Origin of the sequence: Paraburkholderia sp. J7 (assembly GCF_905220155.1) — a bacterium.
In the GTDB taxonomy this organism is placed as follows: Bacteria; Pseudomonadota; Gammaproteobacteria; order Burkholderiales; family Burkholderiaceae; genus Paraburkholderia.
Genome location: NZ_CAJMYZ010000021.1, coordinates 58276 through 82829 on the forward strand (window position 1 = coordinate 58276; position 24554 = coordinate 82829).

The 24554-nt window shown below is 61.7% G+C and carries 21 protein-coding genes; 6 read left to right on the top strand and 15 right to left on the bottom strand.

Going from position 1 to position 24554, the window contains the following annotated elements; genetic code table 11:
- Window positions 1–105 precede the first annotated feature (105 nt).
- Window positions 106–651, top strand: coding sequence for a hypothetical protein (locus U5A58_RS29525; protein WP_321964057.1), 546 nt, complete (start codon window positions 106–108; stop codon window positions 649–651).
- A 10-nt stretch (window positions 652–661) separates the two neighbouring features.
- Here U5A58_RS29525 and U5A58_RS29530 read toward each other — a convergent pair whose 3' ends face one another.
- From U5A58_RS29530 to U5A58_RS29545, 4 genes are all read right to left on the bottom strand, one after another.
- A complete protein-coding gene (locus tag U5A58_RS29530; RefSeq protein WP_321964058.1) occupies window positions 662–3025 on the bottom strand; it encodes a GNAT family N-acetyltransferase in 2364 nt (787 codons plus the stop codon).
- A 237-nt stretch (window positions 3026–3262) separates the two neighbouring features.
- The gene (locus tag U5A58_RS29535) at window positions 3263–4864 is read right to left on the bottom strand and encodes a peptide chain release factor 3 (RefSeq protein ID WP_321914366.1); all 1602 of its coding nucleotides are present in this window, start codon (window positions 4862–4864) and stop codon (window positions 3263–3265) included.
- A gap of 576 nt (window positions 4865–5440) precedes the next feature.
- A complete protein-coding gene (locus U5A58_RS29540) occupies window positions 5441–5734 on the bottom strand; it encodes an H-NS histone family protein (RefSeq protein ID WP_321964059.1) in 294 nt (97 codons plus the stop codon).
- 105 nt (window positions 5735–5839) lie between these two features.
- Complete coding sequence (locus tag U5A58_RS29545; RefSeq protein WP_321914368.1) at window positions 5840–6067, bottom strand: hypothetical protein; 228 nt, start codon at window positions 6065–6067, stop codon at window positions 5840–5842.
- 384 nt (window positions 6068–6451) lie between these two features.
- Here U5A58_RS29545 and U5A58_RS29550 point away from each other — a divergent pair, with 384 nt between their 5' ends.
- Window positions 6452–7714 carry a helix-turn-helix transcriptional regulator gene (locus U5A58_RS29550; RefSeq protein ID WP_321964060.1) on the top strand — a complete coding sequence of 421 codons (1263 nt, stop codon included), beginning with the start codon at window positions 6452–6454 and terminating at the stop codon, window positions 7712–7714.
- Between the two features lie 12 nt (window positions 7715–7726).
- On the opposite strand, the gene U5A58_RS29555 is transcribed toward U5A58_RS29550, so the two are convergent.
- Together U5A58_RS29555 and U5A58_RS29560 are read right to left on the bottom strand one after the other, a co-directional pair.
- Window positions 7727–8008: a hypothetical protein gene (locus U5A58_RS29555; protein ID WP_321933937.1), complete on the bottom strand. Its 282-nt coding sequence runs from the start codon at window positions 8006–8008 to the stop codon at window positions 7727–7729.
- 97 nt (window positions 8009–8105) lie between these two features.
- Complete coding sequence (locus U5A58_RS29560; RefSeq protein WP_321964061.1) at window positions 8106–8705, bottom strand: BON domain-containing protein; 600 nt, start codon at window positions 8703–8705, stop codon at window positions 8106–8108.
- A gap of 172 nt (window positions 8706–8877) precedes the next feature.
- Here U5A58_RS29560 and U5A58_RS29565 point away from each other — a divergent pair, with 172 nt between their 5' ends.
- Window positions 8878–10278, top strand: coding sequence for a GntP family permease (locus U5A58_RS29565; protein WP_321964062.1), 1401 nt, complete (start codon window positions 8878–8880; stop codon window positions 10276–10278).
- 133 nt (window positions 10279–10411) lie between these two features.
- Here the strand turns inward: U5A58_RS29565 and U5A58_RS29570 are convergent, their stop codons facing one another.
- Window positions 10412–11200, bottom strand: a complete 789-nt coding sequence (locus U5A58_RS29570; RefSeq protein ID WP_321964064.1) for an Asp/Glu racemase — start codon at window positions 11198–11200, stop codon at window positions 10412–10414.
- An 85-nt stretch (window positions 11201–11285) separates the two neighbouring features.
- Window positions 11286–11633 carry a RidA family protein gene (locus U5A58_RS29575; RefSeq protein WP_158760630.1) on the bottom strand — a complete coding sequence of 116 codons (348 nt, stop codon included), beginning with the start codon at window positions 11631–11633 and terminating at the stop codon, window positions 11286–11288.
- 215 nt (window positions 11634–11848) lie between these two features.
- Here U5A58_RS29575 and U5A58_RS29580 point away from each other — a divergent pair, with 215 nt between their 5' ends.
- Complete coding sequence (locus U5A58_RS29580; protein WP_321964065.1) at window positions 11849–13090, top strand: D-amino acid dehydrogenase; 1242 nt, start codon at window positions 11849–11851, stop codon at window positions 13088–13090.
- Window positions 13091–13378: 288 nt separating this feature from the next.
- Window positions 13379–14104, top strand: coding sequence for a GntR family transcriptional regulator (locus U5A58_RS29585; protein WP_321933942.1), 726 nt, complete (start codon window positions 13379–13381; stop codon window positions 14102–14104).
- 131 nt (window positions 14105–14235) lie between these two features.
- Here U5A58_RS29585 and U5A58_RS29590 read toward each other — a convergent pair whose 3' ends face one another.
- The 7 genes from U5A58_RS29590 to U5A58_RS29620 all read right to left on the bottom strand — a co-directional run bounded on the left by U5A58_RS29590 (window position 14236) and on the right by U5A58_RS29620 (window position 22893).
- Window positions 14236–17709: an indolepyruvate ferredoxin oxidoreductase family protein gene (locus U5A58_RS29590; RefSeq protein WP_321964066.1), complete on the bottom strand. Its 3474-nt coding sequence runs from the start codon at window positions 17707–17709 to the stop codon at window positions 14236–14238.
- A 169-nt stretch (window positions 17710–17878) separates the two neighbouring features.
- Window positions 17879–18598, bottom strand: a complete 720-nt coding sequence (locus tag U5A58_RS29595) for an ABC transporter ATP-binding protein (protein WP_321914376.1) — start codon at window positions 18596–18598, stop codon at window positions 17879–17881.
- Entirely contained in the window at window positions 18595–19386 is a 792-nt protein-coding gene (locus U5A58_RS29600; RefSeq protein WP_321964067.1) for an ABC transporter ATP-binding protein, read from the bottom strand. The genes U5A58_RS29595 and U5A58_RS29600 overlap by 4 nt, the downstream gene beginning before the upstream one ends.
- Window positions 19383–20270 (bottom strand): branched-chain amino acid ABC transporter permease, encoded by an 888-nt coding sequence (locus tag U5A58_RS29605; protein ID WP_321964068.1) that lies wholly within the window; start codon window positions 20268–20270, stop codon window positions 19383–19385. Before U5A58_RS29605 ends, U5A58_RS29600 begins: the two co-directional genes overlap by 4 nt.
- Window positions 20263–21156: a branched-chain amino acid ABC transporter permease gene (locus U5A58_RS29610; protein WP_321933945.1), complete on the bottom strand. Its 894-nt coding sequence runs from the start codon at window positions 21154–21156 to the stop codon at window positions 20263–20265. The genes U5A58_RS29605 and U5A58_RS29610 overlap by 8 nt, the downstream gene beginning before the upstream one ends.
- A gap of 45 nt (window positions 21157–21201) precedes the next feature.
- Window positions 21202–22302, bottom strand: coding sequence for an ABC transporter substrate-binding protein (locus U5A58_RS29615; protein ID WP_321914380.1), 1101 nt, complete (start codon window positions 22300–22302; stop codon window positions 21202–21204).
- Between the two features lie 399 nt (window positions 22303–22701).
- Window positions 22702–22893: a hypothetical protein gene (locus U5A58_RS29620; RefSeq protein ID WP_321964069.1), complete on the bottom strand. Its 192-nt coding sequence runs from the start codon at window positions 22891–22893 to the stop codon at window positions 22702–22704.
- A 449-nt stretch (window positions 22894–23342) separates the two neighbouring features.
- Between U5A58_RS29620 and U5A58_RS29625 the strand changes: the two genes are divergently transcribed.
- The gene (locus tag U5A58_RS29625; protein WP_321964070.1) at window positions 23343–24530 is read left to right on the top strand and encodes a DUF2235 domain-containing protein; all 1188 of its coding nucleotides are present in this window, start codon (window positions 23343–23345) and stop codon (window positions 24528–24530) included.
- Window positions 24531–24554 lie beyond the last annotated feature (24 nt).

Consider the following 24554-nt stretch of genomic DNA (forward strand, 5'->3'; position numbering starts at 1 on the left):
CTGCCCGTTCCGCGCAAATGGAAGGCCGCCACGCAAAACGGTTAGAATGGCGGCCCTCTCAAAAAACCTGTGCGCCTTGCAAGGCGGCCGCGCATTCGAAAACCCATGGCGAAACTCCTGACCGATCAAGAATTCCAGCGCTTTTCCGAGCTTCAGCAGAAACAGGCGAGCTTCACGATCACGCCCGAAGAAGCCGACGAGCTGCGCGACATCGTCGCGCGCGCGCAGAAAAAGCGCGACGACCGCGCCGACGCGATGAAGACCGTCGAAACCGCCATCGCGCAATTCGAGATCGCTCCCGAGGAGCTTTTCACGGCCGAGCAGATCGCCGAAGCCGCGCGCAATTTCGGCCTGATTCCGGCCACGCGCAAGGAGCGCGTGCTGCCGCCTTCGCTCACGTTCAACGGCAAGACGCATCAGTGGACCACGCGCGCGCTGCCCGACGACATCCGCACGCCGCTGTTCGAGGCCTTCCAGGGCGGCCAGTCGGTCAAGGCGTTCATCGCCACGCCCAAGGACGCCGCGCGCTGCGCCGCGACCATCGCGCGGCTGGAGAAGGAAACCGGCGCGCAGTACGGCGAAGCCTGGCTCGAAGAGCTCGCGCTCACGCGCGGCCAGATCGACGACGCGCTCGCGAAGCTGGCCGCCTGACGCTGCCGCTTTAGTCGAGCGGCATGCGAAAACCGACCACGCCCGGGTCTTCCGTGGGCGTGACGGTGAAGCCGCAGGCGCGCGCGAGGCCGATCATCGGCGCGTTCTCGCGCAGCGCCTCGCCGAGCAGCCAGTGCGTGCCGCGCGAGCGCACGTACTCGATGATGCGCGCCATCAGCAGGCGGCCAAGGCCGCCGCGCTTCAGATTGGACAGGATCGCGACCGCGAATTCGGCGGTCTCGTTGTCCGGGTCGGCCACCGCGCGCACCACACCCAGCGTGCGCGGCTGGCCGTCTTCTCCCTGCACGAGCGCGATGAGCGCCATCTCGCGGTCGTAGTCGATCTGCGTCATGCGCGCGAGCTGCGAGTGATCGAAGCTGCGCACCGCCGAAAAGAAGCGCAAGCGCAAATCGTCGGGCGTCATCGATTCGACGAACGTGCGGTGCATGGCCTCGTCTTCGGGACGGATCGGCCGGATCGTGAGGCGCTCGCCGTGCCAGTCGAGCGTTTCTTCGAGCCGCCGCGGATACGGCATGATCGCGAAACGGCTGCGCTTTTCCGCGAGCTGCAGGCAGGGCGCGACAACCACGACCGCCTCGGGCAGCACGCGCAGCGTCAAACGCAAGCCCACGACCTCCCGCACCTCGCACACGAACTGCGACAGCTCGGTGAGCGCCGCGAGCGTCGGCTCGGGCGCCGCGTAGCGCGCATACGGCGAGTGAGCGACGATGTCGCGCGAGAGCACGGGATTGAGCGGCGGCAGGCTATACACACGCAGCGGCGGGGAAAAATCGTCCGGCGAAGGCGCGGCGAAACGGAACACCGGGCCGAAGTTGTCGTCGTCGCGAAACTCCACCGTCACGTCCACCACCGGTTTCACGCCCGGCTCGTCCTGCGCCTGCGTGACGAGCCCGAACAGGGCCAGCAATCTGCCCGCTTCGTCCCCTTTCAGTTCCGTGCGCCCAGCCGCCAGCGCCGCGCGCGCCTCGCCTTGCGCGGCCTCGATCGCGGCCGGCCCCTGGGCCGGCATCGTTTCGGGCGTCTGCATCAATAGCTCGCGGCCCAGCCGGTAATCGACGAGACGCGCGAACGCGCGCGCCAGACGCCGCGGAGTGGTGTGCACCGGAATGCCGTGCGCGTGCAACTCGTCGCGCGTTTTCTCGTCCACGCCGCCAAAGAAGCAGGCGAGCATGCCGCGATATGCATAGCGCTGCTGCTCGATCAGCGTGCGCGCCACCGCGTCCACGGGCGCGCTGTGGGTGGGCGCGTGCACGACGAACGCCGTGCCGCTCGAGCGGTGCGTGGCGAGCGTTTGCAGCGCGAGGCCGAAGTGCTCGGGCTTCGCGGTGTCGCCGAGCACGAGCGGATTGCCCGTCTGCGCATGCGGCAGCGCGGCCTGGATGGCCGCAAGCGCTTCGTCATCCCAGCGCGCGAGCGTGTCGCCGGCCTTCATGAAGGCGTCGCGCGCAAGCGTCGCCACGCCGCGGTCGCTCGTGATGAGCGTGGCCGTGTCGCTCGCGGCCACGCGGCCCACGCCAAGCGTTTCGATTTCGTCGAGCAGGTCGTCGAGCGTATCGACGCGCACGAGGCCCGCGCGCCGGAACGCCGCCGTGTAGAGCGCGTCGCCCTTGTCGTCGCGGCCGCTGCGCAACGCGAGCACGGGCTTGTTGCGCGCCGCCGCGCGCGCTGCCGACATGAACTTGCGCGCCGCGCGGATCGTGTCCACTTCGAGCAGGATGGCGCGCGTGCCCGGGTCGCTCGCGAGATAGTCGAGCACGTCGCCCACATCGACGTCGGCTTCGTCGCCGAGCGCGATCACGTGCGAGAAGCCGAGGCCGCGCGGCGCGGCCCAGCGCAGCACGGCGTTGGTGAGTGCGTTGGACTGCGAAACCCACGCCACGCCGCCCTTGCGCGCAATCGATGCCGCCGCGCCCAGTTGCGCGTTGAGCGCGGGCGTGAGCGCGCCGAGACTGCCGGGGCCGACGATGCGCAGCAGATGCGGGCGCGCCGCCGCCAGCGCGTGGCGCAGGTCGGCCTGATCGGCCTCGTCGCGCACCTCGCCGACGATGATCGCCGCGCGCGTGCCCATGCCGCCGAGGCGATGCACGAGCGCGGGCCACGTGGCGGGCCGCGTGCAAATGATGGCGACGCCGGGCGCTTCGGGCAGATCGCCTGCGTCGGCAAGCACGGGGCGGCCGTCGAAGGCTTCGAAATCGCCCGCATGGCGCGGATTGACGGCCCACAGCGGGCTCGTGAAGCCGCCTTCGATCAGCCGCCGCCACACCATGCTGCCGATGCTGCCGGGGCGCTGCGAAGCGCCGATCACGGCCACGGATTTGGGCTGGAATACCGCATCGAGATTGCGTACGGTCACAGGCACTCCTCGTCGGTCGGACACGCGCTGGCCGTACGGGCAAGCGCCGGTTTGTCGTCGTTTATCGTTACGAGAAGAGGATAGGGCAAGCGCGCAGGCGATGCGCGTTTTTCGCCCGGCGCGTATGCGCGCAGATGCGGCGGCATGGCGTCGCACGCCCCCTGGGGCGTGCGCCACGACGATGCGCGAGAAAGAACTTCGCTGGTTTGAAAACGCGGCGCGAGCGCGCCGCGTGTTTTACATCGACTTGCGGAACGGCGCGCCCGAATGCTCGCGCAGCTCGTTGAACACGATCTTCGGCCAGGCCTTTTGCGCGACCTCGATTTCGGAGACGTGCGAGGCAAGATACGTCGGCGCGTTCGAGGCGTCGTAGGCCATGCGGGCTTCGTACGAATCGGTGAAGCGGCGCAGTTCTGCGGGATCGTCACACGTGACCCAGCGCGAGAGGCGATAGCGCGCGGGCATCAGGCGCACGGCAACCTTGTACTCGGCCGCGAGGCGGTGCGACACCACTTCGAACTGCAGCTGGCCAACCGCGCCCAGAATCGTTGCGCCGCCGTGGATCGGGCGGAACACCTGAATCGCGCCCTCTTCGCCAAGCTGCTTGAGCGCTTCGCCCAGCTGCTTCGCGCGCATCGGATCGACCACTTCGATGGTCTGGAAGATTTCCGGCGCGAAGAACGGCAGACCCGTAAATTGCAGGTCTTCGCCTTCGGTGAGCGTGTCGCCGAGACTCAGCGTGCCGTGATTAGGAATACCGATGATGTCGCCAGGGTACGCCTCAGCCACGGTTTCACGGCGCTGCGACAGGAAGCTCACCACGTTGTTGGCGCGGAAGGTCTTGTTGTTGCGCGTGACCTTCAACTGCATGCCGCGCTCGAAATGCCCCGAGCACACGCGGATGAACGCCACACGGTCGCGGTGCGCGAGGTCCATGTTGGCCTGCACCTTGAATACGACGCCGGTGAACTTCGTTTCTTCAGGCGAGACCGGACGCTGCACGGCCATGCGCGGCGACGGCGGCGGCGCGAGATCGACCAGCGCGTCGAGAATTTCCTTCACGCCGAAGTTGTTGATGGCCGAACCGAACAGCACCGGCGACTGCTCGCCCGCGAGGAAGGCGTCGCGATCGAACGTGGGCGTCGCCCCCGTAATCAGCTCGACTTCTTCCTTGGTGCGCTTCCAGTGATAGCCGAAACGCGCTTCGCCTTCTTCTTCGCTAATGTTTTGCAGCGTTTCCACCGCGCCGCCAAGCGACTCCTGGCCTGCGCGGAACACGCGCACCTGGTCGCGCTGGATGTCGTACACGCCCTGGAATTCCTTGCCCATGCCGATGGGCCAGGTGAACGGCACGGCGGCCACGCCCAGGTGCTGCTCGATTTCGTCGAGCAGGTCGAGCGGCTCGCGCACTTCGCGGTCGAGCTTGTTGATGAACGTGAGAATGGGCGTCTTGCGGCTGCGGCAGACTTCGAGCAGCTTGAGCGTCTGCGCTTCCACGCCGTTCGCGCCGTCGATCACCATCACGGCCGCGTCCACGGCCGTCAGCACACGATAAGTATCTTCCGAGAAGTCCTCGTGGCCCGGCGTGTCGAGCAGATTGATGACGGCGTCGCCGTACTCGAACTGCATGACCGAGCTTGCGACCGAAATGCCACGCTGCTTTTCGATCTCCATCCAGTCGGAGGTCGCGAAGCGGCCGCTCTTCTTGCCCTTCACGGTACCGGCGATCTGGATCGCACCCGAAAACAGCAGCAGTTTTTCGGTGAGCGTGGTCTTGCCCGCGTCCGGGTGAGAAATGACCGCGAACGTGCGGCGGCGTCTGAGTTCGGCTACTGACATGGATAGGGCGGGTATCACTGATGAATTCGGGCAACCGGGCCGCGCGGCGGGGGTTGCGGCGAGCGCGGCGGCGCTTGCGGGCGCGTTTTCAAGCAACGCTTGCGGCGCATAGGGCGATCCTGTGCGGACCGCGACGCGCGGCAAATAGCACGAGCGATCGGGAATGTCCCGGGATGTCCGCGCAAAAAAAGCGAAAAGGCGCCGGGACCGAATGATACACGGCATTCGGCCCGCCGACTAAAGGTTTGATGGGGTTCGAACGGGTTAGACGTGCAGGCTGGCGCAGCTTTGCCAAAGGTGAGCTTTTACAGGACCTCGATGCGAGGGCATTGTCAGCGCTGTTATGCACCCGGCACGCTCGCGAGACGCCCCCCGTTTTCACGAAAATTTCCTTTCGCGTCAGGCATGCGACCGCAGCGTTGACGCTCTGGCCCCGCTCATTGCGGCACGCCGCTGCGCGCGGCACAACGTGTGAGGTGAGCTTTTTCGGGAGGCTTGAAGCGGGGGCGGCTCTCGCGCCGGGTGCTTCACGCACCCTGGCATATCCGCCTGTATGGGCCGGTGAGGATCGGCCCGTTATTCCTTGATGAGAAAGCGTTCGCGGTTCTTGCCCGCCAGCCAGCCCGGCGCACGGCCACGGCCGCTCCAGGTTTCGCCGGTCTTCGGGTTCATGTAGCGGGCCGGCAGCGCTTTCTTGCGCGCGGGGCCCACACGCCGGGTCACGAAACCCAGTTCTTCCGCGGTGATGTCGTATTCCGCGATCTTTTCCTTGATCTCGGCGATCGCCTGGTCGATTTCCTTTTCACGCGCCGCAGCAACTTCCTTATGAAGCTTCTCCAGCTGGGCGGTCAATTGCTTGTAGCTCGGCATGAAACGTCATCTCCAGTTCGGTCACGAGACTGCCATTGTGACCGGTTTGGAGCAGGAGCGACGATGAAGGGGCGCTTTTTTACAAAACTGCCGCAAGCGTTGGCGTTAGCGCTCGCGATGCTGCAGCGATTCGTGCGACAGACGGCTTTCGAGCGCACGCAACGCTTCGTTGAGCCGCTTCACGCGCAGCATCTGCGAAGGCACGAGGTTCTCACTGGAAACCGATTCGAGACGGCCGCGCCAATAAGAGAGCGGAATACGGTCGCGCCCGGAGAGCCGCCCGATGATGTGCTCGAGATGCTCAATGTCCTTTTCGAGTTGGTGATGATTCATCGCTGCCCCCGGTAATGACAAATTTTATCGAGCGCGCGCAAATAGCGCGCACTCACTTTCATCGCATCGCCGCTTTTCCGCACGCAGCGGATAATCGGTCAGTTTGGTAATCGCGCCTTCCGGCCGCACAAAATGCACGCCGCAGCGGATTTACGGCTTTTGTTCGTACTGTCAGACCAGAATAAGGCCAGCGAGCCCGCCGATCCGTTGGATACCGCACGGAAATTCAAAAGCCGCTCGTCCACGCTGACGGTTGTATCCGCATCCATATCGGAAAGCAGATTAACGGGGGGTATTGCATCTGTATATTCCTCAATTGTGGAACGTTATGCGGAGCGCATTTTGCTGCCGATAGTCTTTCACAATGCGAACGACGAGAATGGCGTGACAACAAACGAATCACAATACGATCGCCTGCTGCACCTTATTTACGACACACTCGATAATCCTTGCGCCTGGAAGGATTTTTGCGCGCAATTGCGCGAAACGATTGGCGTGGCGTCGATTCATCTGTTTGCCTTTGAACGGCAGCGCGATCTGTTTTCCTGGAGCGACGGTTTTGCCCTCTCCGGTGCGGAACCGCTGGAGCGCATTCGGCCGCTCTACCGCGACGACGCGCGCCTTGCATGGCTGCGTGCTTTCCCGGCGGGCAAGTGGCTGCATTGCGACGTGGAATTCGACTGCGCAGAAGGCGACTGTGCACCCGGCCTCGAACTCGGTCCGCTCGAGGAAGGCCATCACTGCGCGGCGCTGTGCAAGCTGCTCGAACAGCACGGGCTCACGGTCATGCTCGCGTGCAGCGCGGGCGCCGAGGCGGGTCCGCTCCCGGCCGAGCACCGCGAACTGCTCGAGCGGCTCACGCCGCACCTCGTGCGCGCGGTGCGCCTTTATACGCGCCGCCTTACCTTGAACGTAGACGCGCTTGCAAACCGCTCACGCCCGCCAGCCATGCTCGTGAGTGCGCTGGGCGAGGTGCTCCATAGCAACGAGCCCGCGCAGCGGCTTCTGAAAGCGACCTCGCTCGTGCGGGTGCGCGGACGGCGGCTCACGCTCGCGGCGCCCCACCACGCGCGCCTGCTCGAGGACATCGCCGTAAGCGAGGCCAGGCTGCGTAGCCGCACAAGCGGCGCGCGGGCGGCAGCGGCGCGCTTTCGCGCGTTACGCATTGTCGGCGCTGTAGAAGGCACGGTCGCGGCGCTCGCACCCGACGGCGCCGCCTCAACGCACCCGCACGGCCAGACCCATGACGAGCCGGGCCATGAGCAAGCCTTGGCGAAGCCTGCTGCGAGCCAGCAGGAGGTGCTCTACGCGTTCTACAACGTGGTGACGGCCGACGACCCCTCGGCCTCGGAATTGCGCGCCTTCGCGGCGCTGACCTTTTATCACCCGCGATCCGCGCCGCTAGTCGACGAACGAGTGCTCGCCGCGGCCTTCGACCTCTCGCCGGCCGAATGCCGTATCGCGCTGTTGCTCGCGGAGGGTCTCACGCAAAAGGAGATCGCCGCACACGTGGGCGTGCAGCACGACACCGTGCGCAAACAATTGCAATCGATCTTTCAGAAGACGGCGACGCGCCGCCAGCCTGACCTGCTGCGCCTTTTGCTGAATCTGCCGGCGCGTGGCACGGGCGCCGCCGCCGAGGGCTGAGCGGCGCGAGGCTTATTGAGCCTTGCGGCAAGCGAATACGAGTGTGTAGTTGCCGTTGTCGGTCGATGACGTCACGGTGTCGTAACCCGCGCCGGCGCAGCGAGCACGCGCCTGCTGCGCGCAAGAATCGCGATCGCCCGAGGCCGGGCATTGGACCTGGACCGTCGGTCGGCCGTCCGACAGGAACAGCGGCGGCCCGCTGCTGCACGCACCAAGCCCTGCGATCAAGGTCAACGCGCCTGCCACGAACGGCAATCTGCGCAAACGGAACAACGACGAACCAGGAAGAGTCATTTGGAGCACCCGATGGGCTTCTAGTTTTTCGACGTTGCGATTGTGCCATGCCGCGAGCCATGTGCGATGCATCGACGCGAGCGCACACTGTGCGCGCTCAGGGCGCACTCGAGAGCGTCTTGTAAGGCAGTGCGCCGCGCGGGTCCGAACTCACGCGCACGAAGACCTGCTCGACGTCGGCAATCGCAGAGAGCCTGCGCTCCAGCGCCGCGCTGTCGAAGCCCGGACCCACACAGCCCTCCGCATAGACAAAACGGCGCTGCACCGTGATCCAGATGCTCGTGCCCGCAAACAGGGCATCGCCTTGCAGTTGCTGACGAATCGCCGCGGCGATGTCGGCGTCGTAAAGATACGAGTTCGGCTTCGAGCACTTGTGCGCGAGCCAGCACGTCGTGCCACGCTCCACGCGATAGTGGGCGTCGTCGTCGGCTTCGGCTTTCGTCATCAGCGGGCCAAGCGGTTGCGGGCAGGCGCCGATCGCGCTAGACAGCGCAAAGAACGGGTCGTTGTACCAGTTCTTGCGTTGGGTATCCGCCGTGCCCGACGCAGGCGCCGAGGCTCCGGTTTGCGACTGCGCCGCTGCATGCGCCCAGAAGCCCGCGAAAACGCCCACGCAGGCAAGCGCCACCGCAAGCCGCGCTGTCTGCACCGCCCACGCGCGCGCGCCGCTTTTGCCTCGCATACCCATCGCACTCATCGACTGTCCCCTCATCGGCTCATTCCGGCTCGCTCTCTTGCGCAACGATAGGACCGCGCGGCCACGCTCGCAATAACGAGACACATCCATTCGCTACAATCGCTGCGACGCATCATGGCCGTGCCGCATTAAAAACCGCATCGCGCAACACGATCGATCCGCAGGAGACTCCATGTCGTTTGTTATCGTTCTCGCCGCCCTCGCGTTCCTCATGCTCGCCGCGTATCGCGGCTACAGCGTGATCCTCTTCGCGCCCATCGCCGCGCTCGGCGCGGTCCTCCTCACCGAGCCCGCCGCTGTTGCACCCGTTTTTTCCGGCATCTTCATGGAAAAGATGGTGGGCTTCGTGAAGCTCTACTTTCCCGTGTTCCTGCTCGGCGCGGTATTTGGCAAGGTCATCGAACTATCGGGATTCTCCGAAGCGATCGTGCACGCCGCCATCCGCTATATCGGCCGCTCGCGTGCCAACGCCGTGATCGTGGCCGTGTGCGCGCTGCTCACGTACGGCGGCGTTTCGCTCTTCGTGGTGGTGTTCGCCGTGTACCCGTTCGCCGCCGAACTCTATCGCCAGAGCGATATTCCCAAACGCCTGATGCCCGGCGCCATTGCGCTCGGCGCCTTTTCGTTCACGATGGATTCGCTGCCCGGCACGCCGCAAATCCAGAACATCATCCCGACCACGTTCTTCAAGACCACGGCATGGGCCGCGCCCGCGCTGGGCGTGACCGGTTCGCTTTTCATCATCGTGGTCGGCCTCTCGTACCTCGAATGGCGCCGCCGCGCCGCGATGGCGAAGGGCGAAGGCTACGGCACCTCGCTCGTGAACGAACCCGAGCACGTGAAGACCGAGCACCTGCCCAACCCGGTGCTGGCCGTTGCGCCGCTCGTGCTGGTCGGTGTGGCGAACTTCCTGCTCACACACTGGATTCCCGTCTGGTACGGCGACACCGTCACCGTGCCGCCGGAAGTGCTGCCCGGCATTCATACGCCGGTCACGGCCACGGTCAAACAGGTCGTGGCGATCTGGGCGGTTCAGGGTGCGCTGCTCGCCGGCATCGTGCTCGTGATCGTCACGGCGTTCGGCCGCGTGAAAAGCCGCTTTGCGGACGGCACGAAGGCGGCAGTGGCCGGGGCGCTGCTGGCCTCGATGAATACCGCCTCCGAATATGGCTTCGGCGGTGTGATCGCGGCGTTGCCCGGCTTCATCGTGGTGAGCGATGCGCTCAAGAGCATCCCGAATCCGCTCGTCAACGCCGCCGTTTCGGTGAGCGCGCTTGCGGGTATCACGGGGTCGGCATCGGGCGGCATGAGCATCGCGCTCGCGGCCATGTCGGATCTCTTCATCAAGAGCGCGCAGGCCGCGCATATTCCGATGGAAGTGCTGCACCGTGTAGTCGCCATGGCGAGCGGCGGCATGGACACGCTGCCGCACAATGGCGCGGTCATCACGTTGCTTGCAGTCACGGGGCTCACGCACCGCCAGTCGTATCGGGACATCTTTGCGGTAACCGTCATCAAGACGTTGGCCGTCTTTTTCGTTATCGCTGTGTACTACGCGACGGGCATTGTTTGAGGTGAAGCGCTCGCAAACAGGCGCTTATCGTCGTAGAAAGGGCCGGCTAACCAGCCAGCCCTTTCAGGCGCTTCGATGAATCCGCGCCAGGTAGTTCGCGCAGTGCTTTCAAAATCGACGACGAAAGCAACAACTACTGCTCGACGCTTTGCACAGTGAATAGCCGTCCGAACTGAGGCAGCTCGTCCTTCACGCCACCCAGCCGCAACGCGTGCCACGCCATTGCATGATTGCTGGACGTGACCGGCTTGCCGAGTTCCCGCTCAATTGCGGCGACCTCGTCTGCCAACCGAACAGAGGTGCAGGAGACAAACACCGCATCGACGTCATCGTGCCGGCCGAGTTCGAGAACGGCATTGCGAACTGACTGTGCGTCGATTCGCGCCACCTCGTTGTCGTCGGAGTGCTCGAACGAACCCATTCGTACGATGTTCACGCCGCGAGCGATCAGGTAGTCCTTCATGGACTCGGTAATCTCGCGCACGTACGGAGTCAGGAGCGCGACCCGTCGTGCGCCCAACGAATTGAGCGCGACTCTGGCGGCTGTGATGGGTGTCGTGCATGCCGCATTGGGCCGGGACTCCCTGATGCGCTCCATGACGTGACCTTCGCCGAGCACCATCGATGCCGACGTGCAGCCAAACGCTACGACGTCAAGCCGCTCGCCAGGACGGATGACAGCAACGCCCGGAGCAATCAGGCTATCCATCTCTCTAAGCGTCGCCGGTGTGATTTCTGCCGAATTCAGAATTCGACTCTCGTAGAATCCCACGCCTTCGACGGCAAGCAGCTTGCGCCATTCATATTCGATCGTGTGGTCGGTCGCAAGAACGACCAGACCGATTGCAGCGCGATGGGAAATCCCCTCATCGAGGGTGAAGTCGAGTTTCACATAGCGCTCTGCAGTTTCAAGGGTTTCCATTCTGTGCCTGCCCCTTCAACGTTGTCCGTTCATGCTGACACCAGGTTATGTAGCGCTCACCAGCGCTTCGCTCATACGCCCCGTATCAGACTGCGGCGATGACTCCGATTTCGACGGTGTATTGGGGGAACGCAAGCCTGGATTCAACGCAAGCGCGAGCAGGAGCCTCGCCTTCTGGCACCCACGCGTCCCACACTGCATTCATGTCGTTAAACGTCTTGTAGTCGGCAAGCCAGATGCTTGCAGTCAGAACTCGCGTTTTGTCCGAGCCGACCTGCTGCAGCAGGCGGTCAATCTTCGCGAGAATCTGCTCGGTCTGCCCCTTCACGTCCTGGCTCGGGTCATCGGCAACCTGTCCGGCAAGGAACGCGAAACCACCGTAGACAACGGCCTGACTCATTCGCTTGCCACTCTCGTAACGCTTGATTTGCATCGGTTCCTCCGTCTGGTCATGTGAAGTACAGCACATAGACTAGCCCACATCACACACAATTGTCGACACTTTTATCGACACATTCGGGTAAAGTCCCCGGTAATCGATAGCTCTCATTGCGTTTCTTTTTTGTTAGTAATATACATTTGTGTCGACACTTCTAGCGCGACGGCGGCTCGACGCGAAGTCATTCAACCTTTGAGACTGAGGGCATCATGAGGGTAATTGTGCTTGGCGGTGGCGTAGTCGGCGTGACCACCGCGTACCAGTTGCAAGCGGACGGGCATGACGTGACGGTCGTTGACAGGCAGCCGGTGGTCGCCGGCGAAACCAGCTGGGGTAACGCCGGCATGGTTGCGCCAGGACACTCATTCGTCTGGTCTTCACCGAAAGCGCCAATGATTCTGCTCAAGTCGCTAGTGCTCAAGGACCAGGCGCTTCGCTTCAAATTCTCTACCGATCCGAGACTGTACAGCTGGTCATGGCGCTTCCTGATGGAGTGCAACTCAGAAAAGGCACGGCGCAATACGCTGCTCAAACATCGGCTCGCCGCCTATTCACAGTCCGTGCTTCAGGACGTCATCAAGACTGAATCCGTGAGCTACGACCGCAATGACAGGGGAATTCTCTACTTCCATCGGAGTCAGGAGGCGCTGGACCGTGGCGTAGCGCAGATGAAGCTCCTTGAGTCGGACGGCCAAATTATCAAGGTATTGACCCGCGAGGAAGTGATCTCCCTTGACCCCTCGCTCTCGTCGGCGAAGGACGGCATTGTCGGCGCAATACATTGCCCAACGGACGAAACGGGCGACCCGGCGAAATTCACGCGTGCACTGGCGGATATTGTGGTCGCAAGAGGTGCGACGATTCTGAACAGCACGAGCATCGAAGCGCTCGAGATCTCGGGCGGAGAGATTTCCGGAGTGCGCACGGACAAGGGCATTGTGAAAGGCGATGCGTACGTGCTGGCCTTGGGCAGCTACAGCCCGATACTCGCGCGACGCATTGGTATCAATTTGCCAATCTACCCGGTCAAGGGATACTCACTCACTATCCCGATCGAAGGACACGCTCAACCGCCCAATGTGGCGGCGGTCGACGAACACAACCTGGTTGCGATCTCGAGATTTGGGGACCGGATTCGCGTCACCGCCACCGCGGAGTTTGCCGGGTATGACACCGCACATAAGCCGTCGGACTTCGCGTTCATGAAGCGAGTCACGCAGGAACTCTATCCCGACGGGGGCAATTACGAGCGCGCTGAAATGTGGGCAGGCCTGCGGCCAATGACTCCCAACAACCTGCCTTTCTTTGGTCAACGCAAATATCGCAATCTGTACCTGAACACCGGTCACGGTCACATTGGCTGGACGATGTCTCACGGCTCGGCGCGTATCACTGCTGACCTGATTGCGGGGCGTGCGCCGGGCATCCCGATGGAGGGTCTGGTGTCCTGATTACCCGTTGAATCTCGAATGGCTCACGCACAAGTCCAGCGTGTGTCGCCAGCATTGCGGTGTTAAATGGGATGGTGGCAGTGCGCACCATCCCGCGCCTGGAGGAACCGCCTGGCGGCGGGCGCGCGTATTGTAGAATACAGTATTGCCTACACTTTCAGGCAGCAAGGACGGGAGACGTCCGCGTAGCACCTCACGTACAGCCCGCATGTTGAGATCGGCCAATCGAAGCGCGAGGCGCTCGGACAGAAATAGAAATGGCGTAATGCATTAGAAAGGGAACAGACAATGGCTGGCTACACTTCGCTCATTCGTGATTCCAAGCCGCGCGTGCGGGAGACCAGCGCTCCAAAGCGCGCCGGACTCACTGTGAATGACCTCTACGAGCATTTGAAGGAGATGGCCGTCCTGTACACGATTCGGCCTGGCGAGCGGGTGAACGAACTCGAACTCTCAGAGAAGTTCGATGTGAGCCGCACGCCCCTTCGAGAAGCGCTCAACCGCCTTGTTGCGGAAAACCTGTTGACCTTTGTGCCCAACAGGGGATTCTTCATTCGGGAGTTGAATCGTCAGGACATCTTCGATCTGTTCGAACTCCGGCGCAGCATCGAGGCATCGGCCGTACAGCTCGCCGTCGAGCGCGCCGACCCCAAAGATGTCCGTGCCTTGCGCAAGTTCTGGAAAGACGTGATGAAGAACAAGGCCGCGCAGGCTCCTGCCGCTCAACTGGTCGCACGCGACGAAGAATTTCATGTGCGGCTAGTGGCGCTATCCGGCAATAACGAAATGGTTCGCGCGCTCTATAACATCAACGCGCGCATTCATTTTGTCCGTTGGGTCGACCTTGAGCAGCGCGGCCACGATGCATTCGCGGAACACCTCGATATCCTCGACGCGATCGAGGCTCGCGACGCGAAACGTTGCCGCGAGCTCACCGAGAAGCACATCACCTGGCGCATGGAAGAAATTGCCAAGGTCGTGGATGCAGGCGTTGTGAAGCTTTACTCGCAATAAACATCAAGACGCAGGCCAGTTTCCTGGCCTTCTCCCCACGAAGCACACCGCCTGTTTCAAGGCTTCGATGACGGAATCGCATCACGTGCCGGATTCCGTCATCGCCAGGCGCTTTGCGGTCTTCACGCGCTTCAAGCGACCTGCTTGAGTTCAATCACGGCGGACTTCGACAGTTGGGCAACGGCGTTCGTCCATTCGACATCGACGGACTTCAGATTGCGCTCCTTGACGTGTCCATACCCACGAATCTTCTCCACCATGCTCGCTGCGCGCACTGCGGTTTGATAATTGCGCGACGTGCCATGACGGAGAATCTCGTCGACCGTTTGCTCGTAGCGAGATATCAAGCTTCGCTCCATCCGGCGCTCGCCCGTGTAGCCAAATACGTCGAACGCCGTTCCGCGCAACACCTTCATCTTTGCGAGCATCCGGAACGCGGGCAGAATCCAGGCGCCGTATTCCTTTTTGCGCGGCTCACCGCTCAATTCGTCCTTGCGCGCGAAAAGGGGCGGAGCCAGATTGAATGCAATCCGGAAGTCGCCGTCGAACTGCTGTTTGATGCTCTCGACGAACTCAGGCGAAGAATGGAGCCTTGCGACTTCATACTCGTCCTTATAGGCGAGAACCTTAAAATAACCGCTTGCCACCGCGCGGGTGACGGTCTCCTCACGCGGCATAACCGTGCGCTCCCAGTCGCGAACCTTGACAACGAGCCTGCGAAAGCGCTCGCCGTATGCGGCATTCTGGTAGTCGGTCAGGAATTTGACCTTGCGTTCGATAAATTCGTCGAGCGATGACGACATGCGCTGGGACTCGTGCACCGGCTTTGCCGCGGCGAGTACTCGTTCAGCCGAGACGGGCGACTGAGCCGCACGGCGGCCCCACAGAAAGGCTTCCTTGTTCATCTTGACGCCCGCGCCATTGAGCTCGATGGCGGCATTGATTGCCTCAGCGCCAATCGGGATGAGACCACGCTGATACGCATAGCCAAGCATGAACATATTGCCCGCAATCGTGTCGCCGAAAATATCGAGGGCGTATTTCGTCGCATCGACAAACTCAACACGATCACTACCGACGGCATCCGCAATGCCCTTGCGCAGTTCCTGCGCTGGGAACGTGAGGTCGGGGTGACGCGTAAATTCGCCCGTCATCACTTCATGCGTGTTGACAAGCATGCGCGTTGCGCCCTTTCGCGTCGCGGCGAGTGTCTTTCGGCTCGCGGCCACCACCATGTCGCAGCCCAGTACGGCATCGGCACCGCCTGCAGCGATACGGATAGCCTTGATAGCGCTCGGGCTCTTGCCGAACCGCAGATGCGACCATACCGAGCCGCCCTTTTGAGCAAGACCGGCCATGTCCAGAATGCCGCAGCCCTTGCCTTCAAGATGCGCCGCCATGCCGAGAACAGCCCCAATGGTCACTACACCGGTGCCGCCCACACCCGTCACGATGATTGAATAGACGCCGTTCTCGACCGAAGGCAGTTCAGGTTCGACCAGTGCCGGGAACAATTCGATGTTCGGCTTAACGGTTCCAGCTTTTCGCAGACTCCCGCCAAGTACCGTGACAAAGCTCGGGCAAAAGCCGTTGTTGCATGAAAAGTCCTTGTTGCAGGCCGACTGGTCGATGGCGCGTTTGCGCCCATGCTCCGTTTCGAGCGGCACCAGCGAAACGCAGTTCGACTTCACGCCGCAGTCGCCACAGCCCTCGCAGACGAGGTCGTTGATGACCAGGCGCTTCGCCGGGTCCGGAAACTGGTTGCGCTTGCGACGGCGACGCTTCTCCGCCGCACAAGTCTGGTCGTAGACCAGTACTGTCACCCCTGCAACGTCGCGAAGCTGTTCCTGAACCTTTTGTAACTCGGAGCGGTGATGAATCGTCACGCCTTGTGCCCAGCCGGCATCTGCCGGGTACTTCGACGCGTCGTCCGACACGACGGCAATGCGGCTAACGCCTTCCGAATGCACCTGCGTCGTGATGGTCATCGGACTGAGTTGACCATCGTGCCGTTGGCCACCGGTCATCGCCACCGCGTCGTTGTACAGAATCTTGAACGTGATGTGCGTTCCGGCAGCGACCGCCGCACGGACCGCAAGCAGTCCAGAATGAAAATAGGTGCCGTCGCCCATGTTCTGGAACATGTGAGCGCGCCGGGAGAAAGGCGCCTCGCCAACCCATGCCATCCCCTCGGCACCCATTTGCGTGTAGCCCATCGTGTTGCGGTCCATCGTCTGCGCCATCCAGCTGCAGCCAATGCCGGCGTAGGCTTTGCTTCCTTCTGGAATGACCGTCGAGGAGTTGTGCGGACAGCCACTGCAGAAGTAAAAGCTGCGCAGCATCGCTTCGGGAGCAAACTCGACCTTGCTCAGTTCCGTCAGGAACTCGACACGTTGCACGATGCCTTGACCTTGCGCGTACGGCACCAGCCGCTGTCCCAACGCGATAGCGATCTGCAGCGAACTCAGTGACATTTCAACCGGGAAGAGTTTCTTGCCGCTCTCGTCATGCTTCCCGATCACCACTGGCGCGTGCGGCGCGCGATACAGAATGTCCTTGATCTGGGACTCAACGAGGCTACGCTTCTCTTCAACGACCATGAGAAGGTCGAGCCCTTCAGCGAACTTCTGGATACCCTCGGGCTCGAGAGGCCACGTGCACGCGACCTTGTAAATGGCGACACCCATGGACTCGAGGTCCGCTTCGGTAACGTTCAGGTCATCGATCGCCTGCAAAAGGTCCAGATAGCTCTTGCCGTGCGTCACGATGCCGAGTCGCGCACCGGGCTTGCCCAGCGTGACCCGGTCGAGCCCGTTGGCGCGAACGAACGCGCGAACGGCATCGAGCTTGTAGTTGTGAAGCCGGAATTCCTGCTCCTGTGGCGTGTCGGGATGCCGAAGGTTGAGTCCGCCCGCAGGCATTTCCACACCGCCGGGAAATTGCGGTGTGACGCGGTCGAGGTCGACATCGATAGCTGCCGATGCGTCCGCTGTGTCTTTCACGCACTTGAGACCCACCCAGCAGCCCGAATACCTCGACATGGCCCAACCGTACAGACCGTAGTCGAGAATTTCCTGCACACCGCTCGGGCTCAGAATGGGAATCGATGCGTCGACCAACGCGAATTCCGACTGATGGCAAGTGGTCGACGACTCGCATGTGTGGTCATCGCCCATGAGCAGAAGCACGCCGCCTTGCTTCGAACTTCCAGCAAGATTGGCGTGACGAAAGGCGTCGCCGCTCCGGTCGACGCCTGGGCCCTTGCCGTACCAGATGGAGAAGACGCCGTCGTACTTCCCTTCTCCGCCAACTTCGGCCTGCTGCGTGCCCCAAACCGCGGTGGCCGCCAGGTCCTCATTGACACCAGGGACGAATACGACATTGGCCGCCTTGAGAAACGTGCTTGCCTTTCCCAACTCGGCATCGTAAGTGCCAAGCGGAGATCCTCTGTACCCCGAAACGTAGCCGGCCGTGTTCAGGCCGTTGGCCTTGTCGCGCCGATGCTGCATCAAGGGAAGGCGAACGAGCGCCTGCACACCGGTCAGGAAAATGCGCCCGCTGTCGAGCGTGTACTTGTCGTCGAGCGTTACGGTTCGTAGTGTCACAGTGTCTCCTTCGAAGCGGCATGTTCGGCGGGACGGGACATCCAGGCCCACCTATCGCTCCCGGTTCTGAGGAGCGTGCGCGCAACGACCATCTTGTTGTGGACTTCAGAGGCCCCGTCAACCAGGCGGGGCTGCCGTGCATAGCGTCGTGCCACGAGCGGGCGAGCGATCAATGTGGCCGACCGCCCAGGTAGAGACGACGCATCTCTTCGCTTTCGAGCAGGTCGGAGGCCTTTCCTTCCAGTGCGACCTGCCCCATCGAGAGAACGTAAGTGCGATCGGAAATGCGCAACGCCTCCGTCGCATTCTGCTCCACCATCAAGACACCAATACGCTCGGTATTGCGCAGTTCGATAATTGCATCGAACACTTCGCCGAGCATTTTGGGCGACAGACCCGCCGAAGGCTCGTCGAGCAGAAGGAAGCGAGGCTTTGGCATTAACGCACGAGCGAGAGACAGAATCTGCCGTTCGCCTCCCGACAAACTCGACGCCCGTGCCCGGAGTTTCCTTTTGAGCACCGGGTAAGCGTCGCACAACGCGTCGAGCCTCTCCCTCCTGTCTTTCTCCTGCATAAACTGCCCGCCGAGCATGAGGTTTTCCCAAACGGACAACGCGCCGAACACATTGTCCGTTTGAGGCACGAATCCGATTTCGTGCTTTCTGATCTTCTTGTGTACGGGCACCTGCCCAATATCGATATCGCCTAAGGTGACCGTGCCTTGCCGGGGCAGGAGAAACCCCGCGACCGTCTTCAGCAGCGTCGACTTACCGCAGCCGTTGGGGCCGAGGATGGTCACAATCTCCAGTTGACGCGCGTGGATAGAGATGCCGCGAAGGATGTCGACTTCGCGCGTGTAGCCAGCGACGACGTTGTTGACCGCTATCATGCGACTGCTCCCGCGACCTGGTATTGCCTGCCGGGCTTCTTGCCGAGGTAGGCCTCGACAACGCTCTCATGGGTTTCCAGTTCCGAGGGAAGGCATTCGGCAACCGTTCTGCCCTTGTCGAGAACGATACAACGACTGCACGTTTCGGAAATGAAGTGCATATCGTGTTCGATGATGACGAGGGTAATACCCTGACTGTTGATTCGCTTGAGCGTAGTGACGAGTTCCGCGCGCAGGTTCGGGTGAACGCCGGCCATAGGCTCGTCGAGCAACAAGAGCGAGGGCTGTTCCATCATTGCGCAGGCAATACCCAGGAGTTTCTTTTGTCCTCCGGAGATGGACGCAGCGGGAAGATGGGCGACCTTTGTGAGGAGTAGCTCATCGAGCAGTTGACGCGCGCGTTCACGCGTTTCCTCTTCAAGTCGCCTTATTGTGGCGGACCGCCATAGCGTGCTGAATAGACCGTGGCTTCGCGTTGACGCAGCCATTACGACTTCTGCCACCGTCATTCGGCTTGGCATGGACGGCAACTGAAAAGTGCGGCGCACGCTTTTCGCAGCAATCTGATGAGCGGCCAGGCCACTCACGCGCTCTCCGCGAACCTCCACGACGCCGCGGTCTATGGAACAGTATCCGGTTATGACGTTCAGCACGGTACTCTTTCCGCAACCATTCGGCCCGAGCAAACCAACGATTTCGCCCTGGCGCACGTTGAAGTTTAGACCGGTCAATACCTGGTTGCCGCCAAAAGCCTTATAGACGTCTTGCAAGCGAAGCATCGTGCTCATGATACGCTCCGAATTCTTTCGGGAACCAGGCCACCCGGACGGGCAAGAAGGCACGCGAGCAGAATGACGCCGATTGTGCCGAGCCGAACCGCACCAGCGATATCGCTACTGATGTCGAGGTAGTCTTTGACGAACGGCACGGCGCTGTAGATGGCTTCGACGAGCACCGCACCGAGCACCACTCCAAGGTTGTTGCCTAACCCGCCGATCATGACCATCGTCCAGATGACGAAGGTCTCCGACGCCAGCATGTAGTCTGGCCCGACGAAGCTCATGTAGTGAGCGAGCAGCGAACCGCCAACAGACGCAATTGCCGCGCTCGTGACTGTCGCCTTCACCTTGAGCGGCACAAGCTGGTATCCAAGGCTCGTCGCCAACGCCGGCTCTTCACGCATCAAACGGATTGCGCGGCCGAACCGGCCGCGCGTGAGCCGCATGCAAGCAAGGAACGCAATCGCCACCATCGCAAGAGCAAGCGCGAAGAACGCAAGGTCGCTCTGCGCGCCCGCGGCGGTTCGGAAGAGTTCCGGGACCCCGCTGATTCCCTGTGCACCGCCTGTGAGCCAGTTCTCGTTGAGCGCCACGGTTCTGATGAGTTCAGCGACTGCGAGAGTCGCAATCGCCCAGTAGTCCGATGCGAGATTCCGCCCTAGTCGTGCCATGGCGAATCCCACCACCATTGCGGCCACGACGCCGACCAGAATTCCGACCGCAACGGGATATCCAAGCGACGCTGTGATGGCAGAGGCATAGGCACCCACCCCGGCGAACGCGACAAAGCCGAAGTTCAGTAGTCCAGCAAATCCTGCCTGAAGGTTCAGCCCGAGCGCGAGAAGCGCGTAAATGCAACTGAGCGTCGCTACGTGCAAGAGAAAGCTATACACGACGCACCTCCCGGTCAAAGATGCCGTACGGCTTGAACAACAGTGCGATAAGGAGTATCAGGAACGACGCCGCGCTGATATAGGTAATCGGAACATAAACGTCCGACGTTCCGAACAACCAGCCGAAGTCGAGGTTCGTGACGAGTGTTTCCGCGACTGATATCAGCAGCGCGCCGGCCGCCGCACCAAGCGGATTACCCAGTCCACCAAGAATCGCTGCGGCGAACACGGGCAGTAGCAGGTTCGTGCCAAGCCCAACGTGGACTGTCTCGGTCAGACCGAGCATGGTTCCGCCGAGTGCAGCCAGCGCTCCGCTCAGGAAGGTAATCCCGTTCACCACCCGCGAACCATCAACTCCGGTTGCGGCGGCAAGCGCCGCGTTCGAAGACATCGCGCGCATTGAACGTCCAACGCCTGTCTTGAAGAGCAACACAGCCAACAGCGCTACGCAGCCAAAACCACATCCAATCGACGTGAGCTGATCGATTGAGATGGTTGTCGACCCCAGTGAGATGGGACGAGGGAGCCCCGACGAATACCGGAACGGGCGAGACCCGGCGACGCCCAGGACGACCGCAATGCAAATCATCGAGATGGCGAGCGAGCCGATCATCGCGATTGAACTGCCTGAGCGGAGCAAGCGCTTGAATACAAGCACGTTGAGCAACACAGCAAGGATGCCCATCCCAACGCAGGAACCCAATAGTGCGAGCGCGAACGGCATGCCCACGCGAGTCAGCCCAAGCGTACCGAACGCGCCCAGCATTGCGTACTGCACATGCGCGATGTTCGGGAATTTGACCAGCGAGTACACGACGCTGAGCCCCACGGCAACCAGCATGATGTCCGAAGTGCGTATCAGGGCGTCGACGATAAATTGCAGCATGGAACTCTCCAGGAGCTACCGCGCTGCGAGGCAGCGCGGCAAAGCTTATCGGGAAACGACCTTGCTATCGAACTTCACCTTGTCGTACGGCTGTTCCTTGCGCTGACCACCCTCATCAAACGCGACCGTTCCAGTCGCGCCGCTGTAAGCGGGCATTGCCTTCATCGCCGCGCGGATTTTGGCGGGGTCGGCACTACCGGCCTTATTGATTGCGGCCGCAGCAACCATGACGCCGTCGTATGCATAGCTACCAAAAGAGGACTTGGGAGCCTCCTTGTACCTGGCGCGATACGCTTGCTCGTACGACTTGCCGCCATCGCCGACCGAAGCGACTTCGAGGCCTTCCTGCCCCTGTGCCGCTTGCGGCAGGGTATCGCTCGTGCACATCGTCAAGTAGATGCCGTACCACTTCTGCTTGTTCAGGCCGAGTTCGTAGGCCTCGCGGTTGATCGTCGCCGCTTCCTGCCCATAGGCGCTGTACACATAAGCCTGAGGCGACGAACGGGACATCTGCTGCAATTCGCGCCGGTAGGTCGATTGCCCCTCGCTGTAGAGCACCACGGAGGACACCTTGCCGCCCAGCGATTCGAAGCGCTTCTTGAACTCGTTGGCAACGCCCTGTCCATACGAATTGTTCGGCGCAATGAACGCCACGTCCTTCAGGTTTTGCCCAAAGACATCGCCTGCTGCGAAACGTGCCGACAGGTCGTCCAGCCCGATAACGCTAAACGAGCCGTTGCCAATCTTGCGAATCTGCGGACTGGACGAGCCGATGTTGATATGAACGTCGCCCTGCTGGACCACATACTCGCCGACGGGAATCGTGATTCCCGACGAGAACTCGCCGAGCACCACGGGGACCTTGTTGACCGACACCAGCTTGCGTGCAGAACTCAGCGCGGTCGCGGCGACACCACCTGAGTCTTCGACGATCACTTGCAGCTTTTGCCCGAGCACACCGTTGTGCGCATTGACCTGCTCGACAGCAAGCTCAATTCCCCGCCGCTGGTCATCTCCAACCGAAGCGCTCGCTCCCGTCAAGGGCAGCACTGCGCCAAGCGACACCGTCTGCGCGAGCGCCCCGCCCGCCATGGAAAACAACGCGCTCGCGGCAACGCTGATGCACAGCTCTTTCGCAAACTTCATGGTGCCACCCCTTTAGTCAATGAGGAAATTAGACTACACAAGTGTCGACACTCTATAGCAAAAAAAATGGCGTCAATAGAAACATCGACACCCGGATACAACATCGCGGCAAGCCCCAGAACCTACGCACGCTCAGCGCCCGGACAACCCGGCGCTTTCGTTCCTGCCTGACCCCGGCGCTGCTTCTCGCTGCCGCGACGCTTGAAAGCAACCGCACTTTCCTGGCTCAAAGTGAAATCAGACTAGCGGATTGTCTACACTTTTGTATTCTAGTTTTCCCCAGTTTCCTCCCCTGCTTTGCTAACGCTGGCGCCGGCCCGGAGTGAGACCAACAAACCTTACGACGACAACACCCAGATCGCGACCTCGCGCTTGCTCGAGAAGGCATTCACGCACGAGCTAGTGAACGCCGCTCACCAGCATGAAAAGCAACGCCCCAGTCAGCACCGCTGCGAACGCAAGCAGAACGACGACGAGACGTGTGCTCAGTTCGGTCTGTGCGGCGCTGCCAGTCGCGTACGCGCCTGGAAATGGGCTGATGAGACGCTCTCGGGCGACATCGAAGGACAGAGAATTACGTTCAAAACGCATGGTTCCACTCCGATCGTCAAGAAGCACCAGCTAACGAGATTCAACGAAACCCACTGCAATCTCAACGGCTGTACACCCTCGGTTGCCGGGCAAACCCGGGATTCTCTTTCCGCGGACAAGGCCGATTGGCCACACATCTGTCGACACTTTTACCCGAAAAAAAATGGATGTCAACACTGGCAACGCCTGGAATGTGCACGTGGAGCGTCTGCGGGACGCCCTTAGGCCCGGTCAGTTGATTCAGCGAGAGCGCGCCCTGTCGATTCCTGTCGTACGTGCGCCAACGCACATTCCTGCACCTCGCAATCGGAGGCGCAGAAGCTATATTTGTAGGACAAACGTTCGGCACGCGCATCGCACGTCGTACAGCATTTGCGGCGCTCACGCCGGACACGTTGCTCAGGATTGCGAACAAGCTTGACGTCGAAATTGCGTGCAAGGAGCCAGCGATGTCCAAAACGATCGTCTTTTGCGCAGACGGCACGTGGAACGGACCCGAAGATCCGGCAGGAAAAGGCGATGGCGCCGCTCCTGAAGCGGCAGCGGGATGCCAGCCTGAACTGACCAATGTATGCAAGCTTTTCGCGTGGCTCGATGGGAACATGCTGCCTCCAGAAACCGTGTGGGGCGGCGCCGAGATGGAAAAGGCCCTCTTAGACGCGAATGGCCAACCCATACAAATCGCGAAATACATTCACGGGGTTGGAAATTCCCAGCAACTGATCGATAAAGTCGCGGGCGGCGCGTTCGGTGTCGGCGTCGTCGCGCGCATTGCTCGTGGCTATACCTATATTTCGCGCAACTACGAGCCGGGCGACAGCATTGTGATCGTCGGATTCAGCCGCGGCGCGTACACCGCGCGAGCGCTGGCGGGACTGATTGCCGGGCAGGGGCTGCTGCGGCCGGAACTCGCTGCCCTTGACGATCAGAATCGTTACGACACCGCGGTGGCGGCCTGGTATCGATGGAGACACGGCAACGAAACAACGTTCCAGAAGATAGCGGACGGTGTGCTGGAGTTTTTGACGATCCATAACGCCTTCTCCAACCCCAAGCCTTTGGACGCCAATTCCTTTGTGGATGCGAACATCGCCGCGGTGGCGGTTTGGGATACGGTGGGTTCGCTCGGCATCCCAATCTACTATCAGGGGTCCGCGATCGATCTGTTCCGGTTCTGCGATCTGAATCTCAGCCCGAAAATTGGCATAGGCATCCATGCGGTCTCGCTCGACGAGCAACGCAAGCCGTTCGAGCCGACGTTGTGGAATCCCAACCCGAACGTGACGCAAGCGCTCTTTCCCGGCGGCCATTGCGATGTTGGCGGCGGCTATCCCGATCACGGGCTCTCCGACGGCGCCTTGCTCTGGATCGTGGACAGGTTGCAGCACGCGGACGTGGGATTGCACTTCGCCCTGCAGCCTCCCGTTGCCGTCCAATCCAATCCATTGGGCCCGCGGCACCGGGAATGGGTAGCGGATCGCGGCTGGCTGGTCGCCGGAGTGGGGCCGCGGGCCTTCCCTGCGGGCATGGTCGTCAACGACACCATCCGGCAGCGTATGAACGGCCAGCCCGAGGATCTTTTTGGCGCTGTCGGTCAGCAGCCCGTTTACTCGCCGAATAACTTGCCTGCACGCTAGGCGGAATTTGCGCCGCAGAGCAAC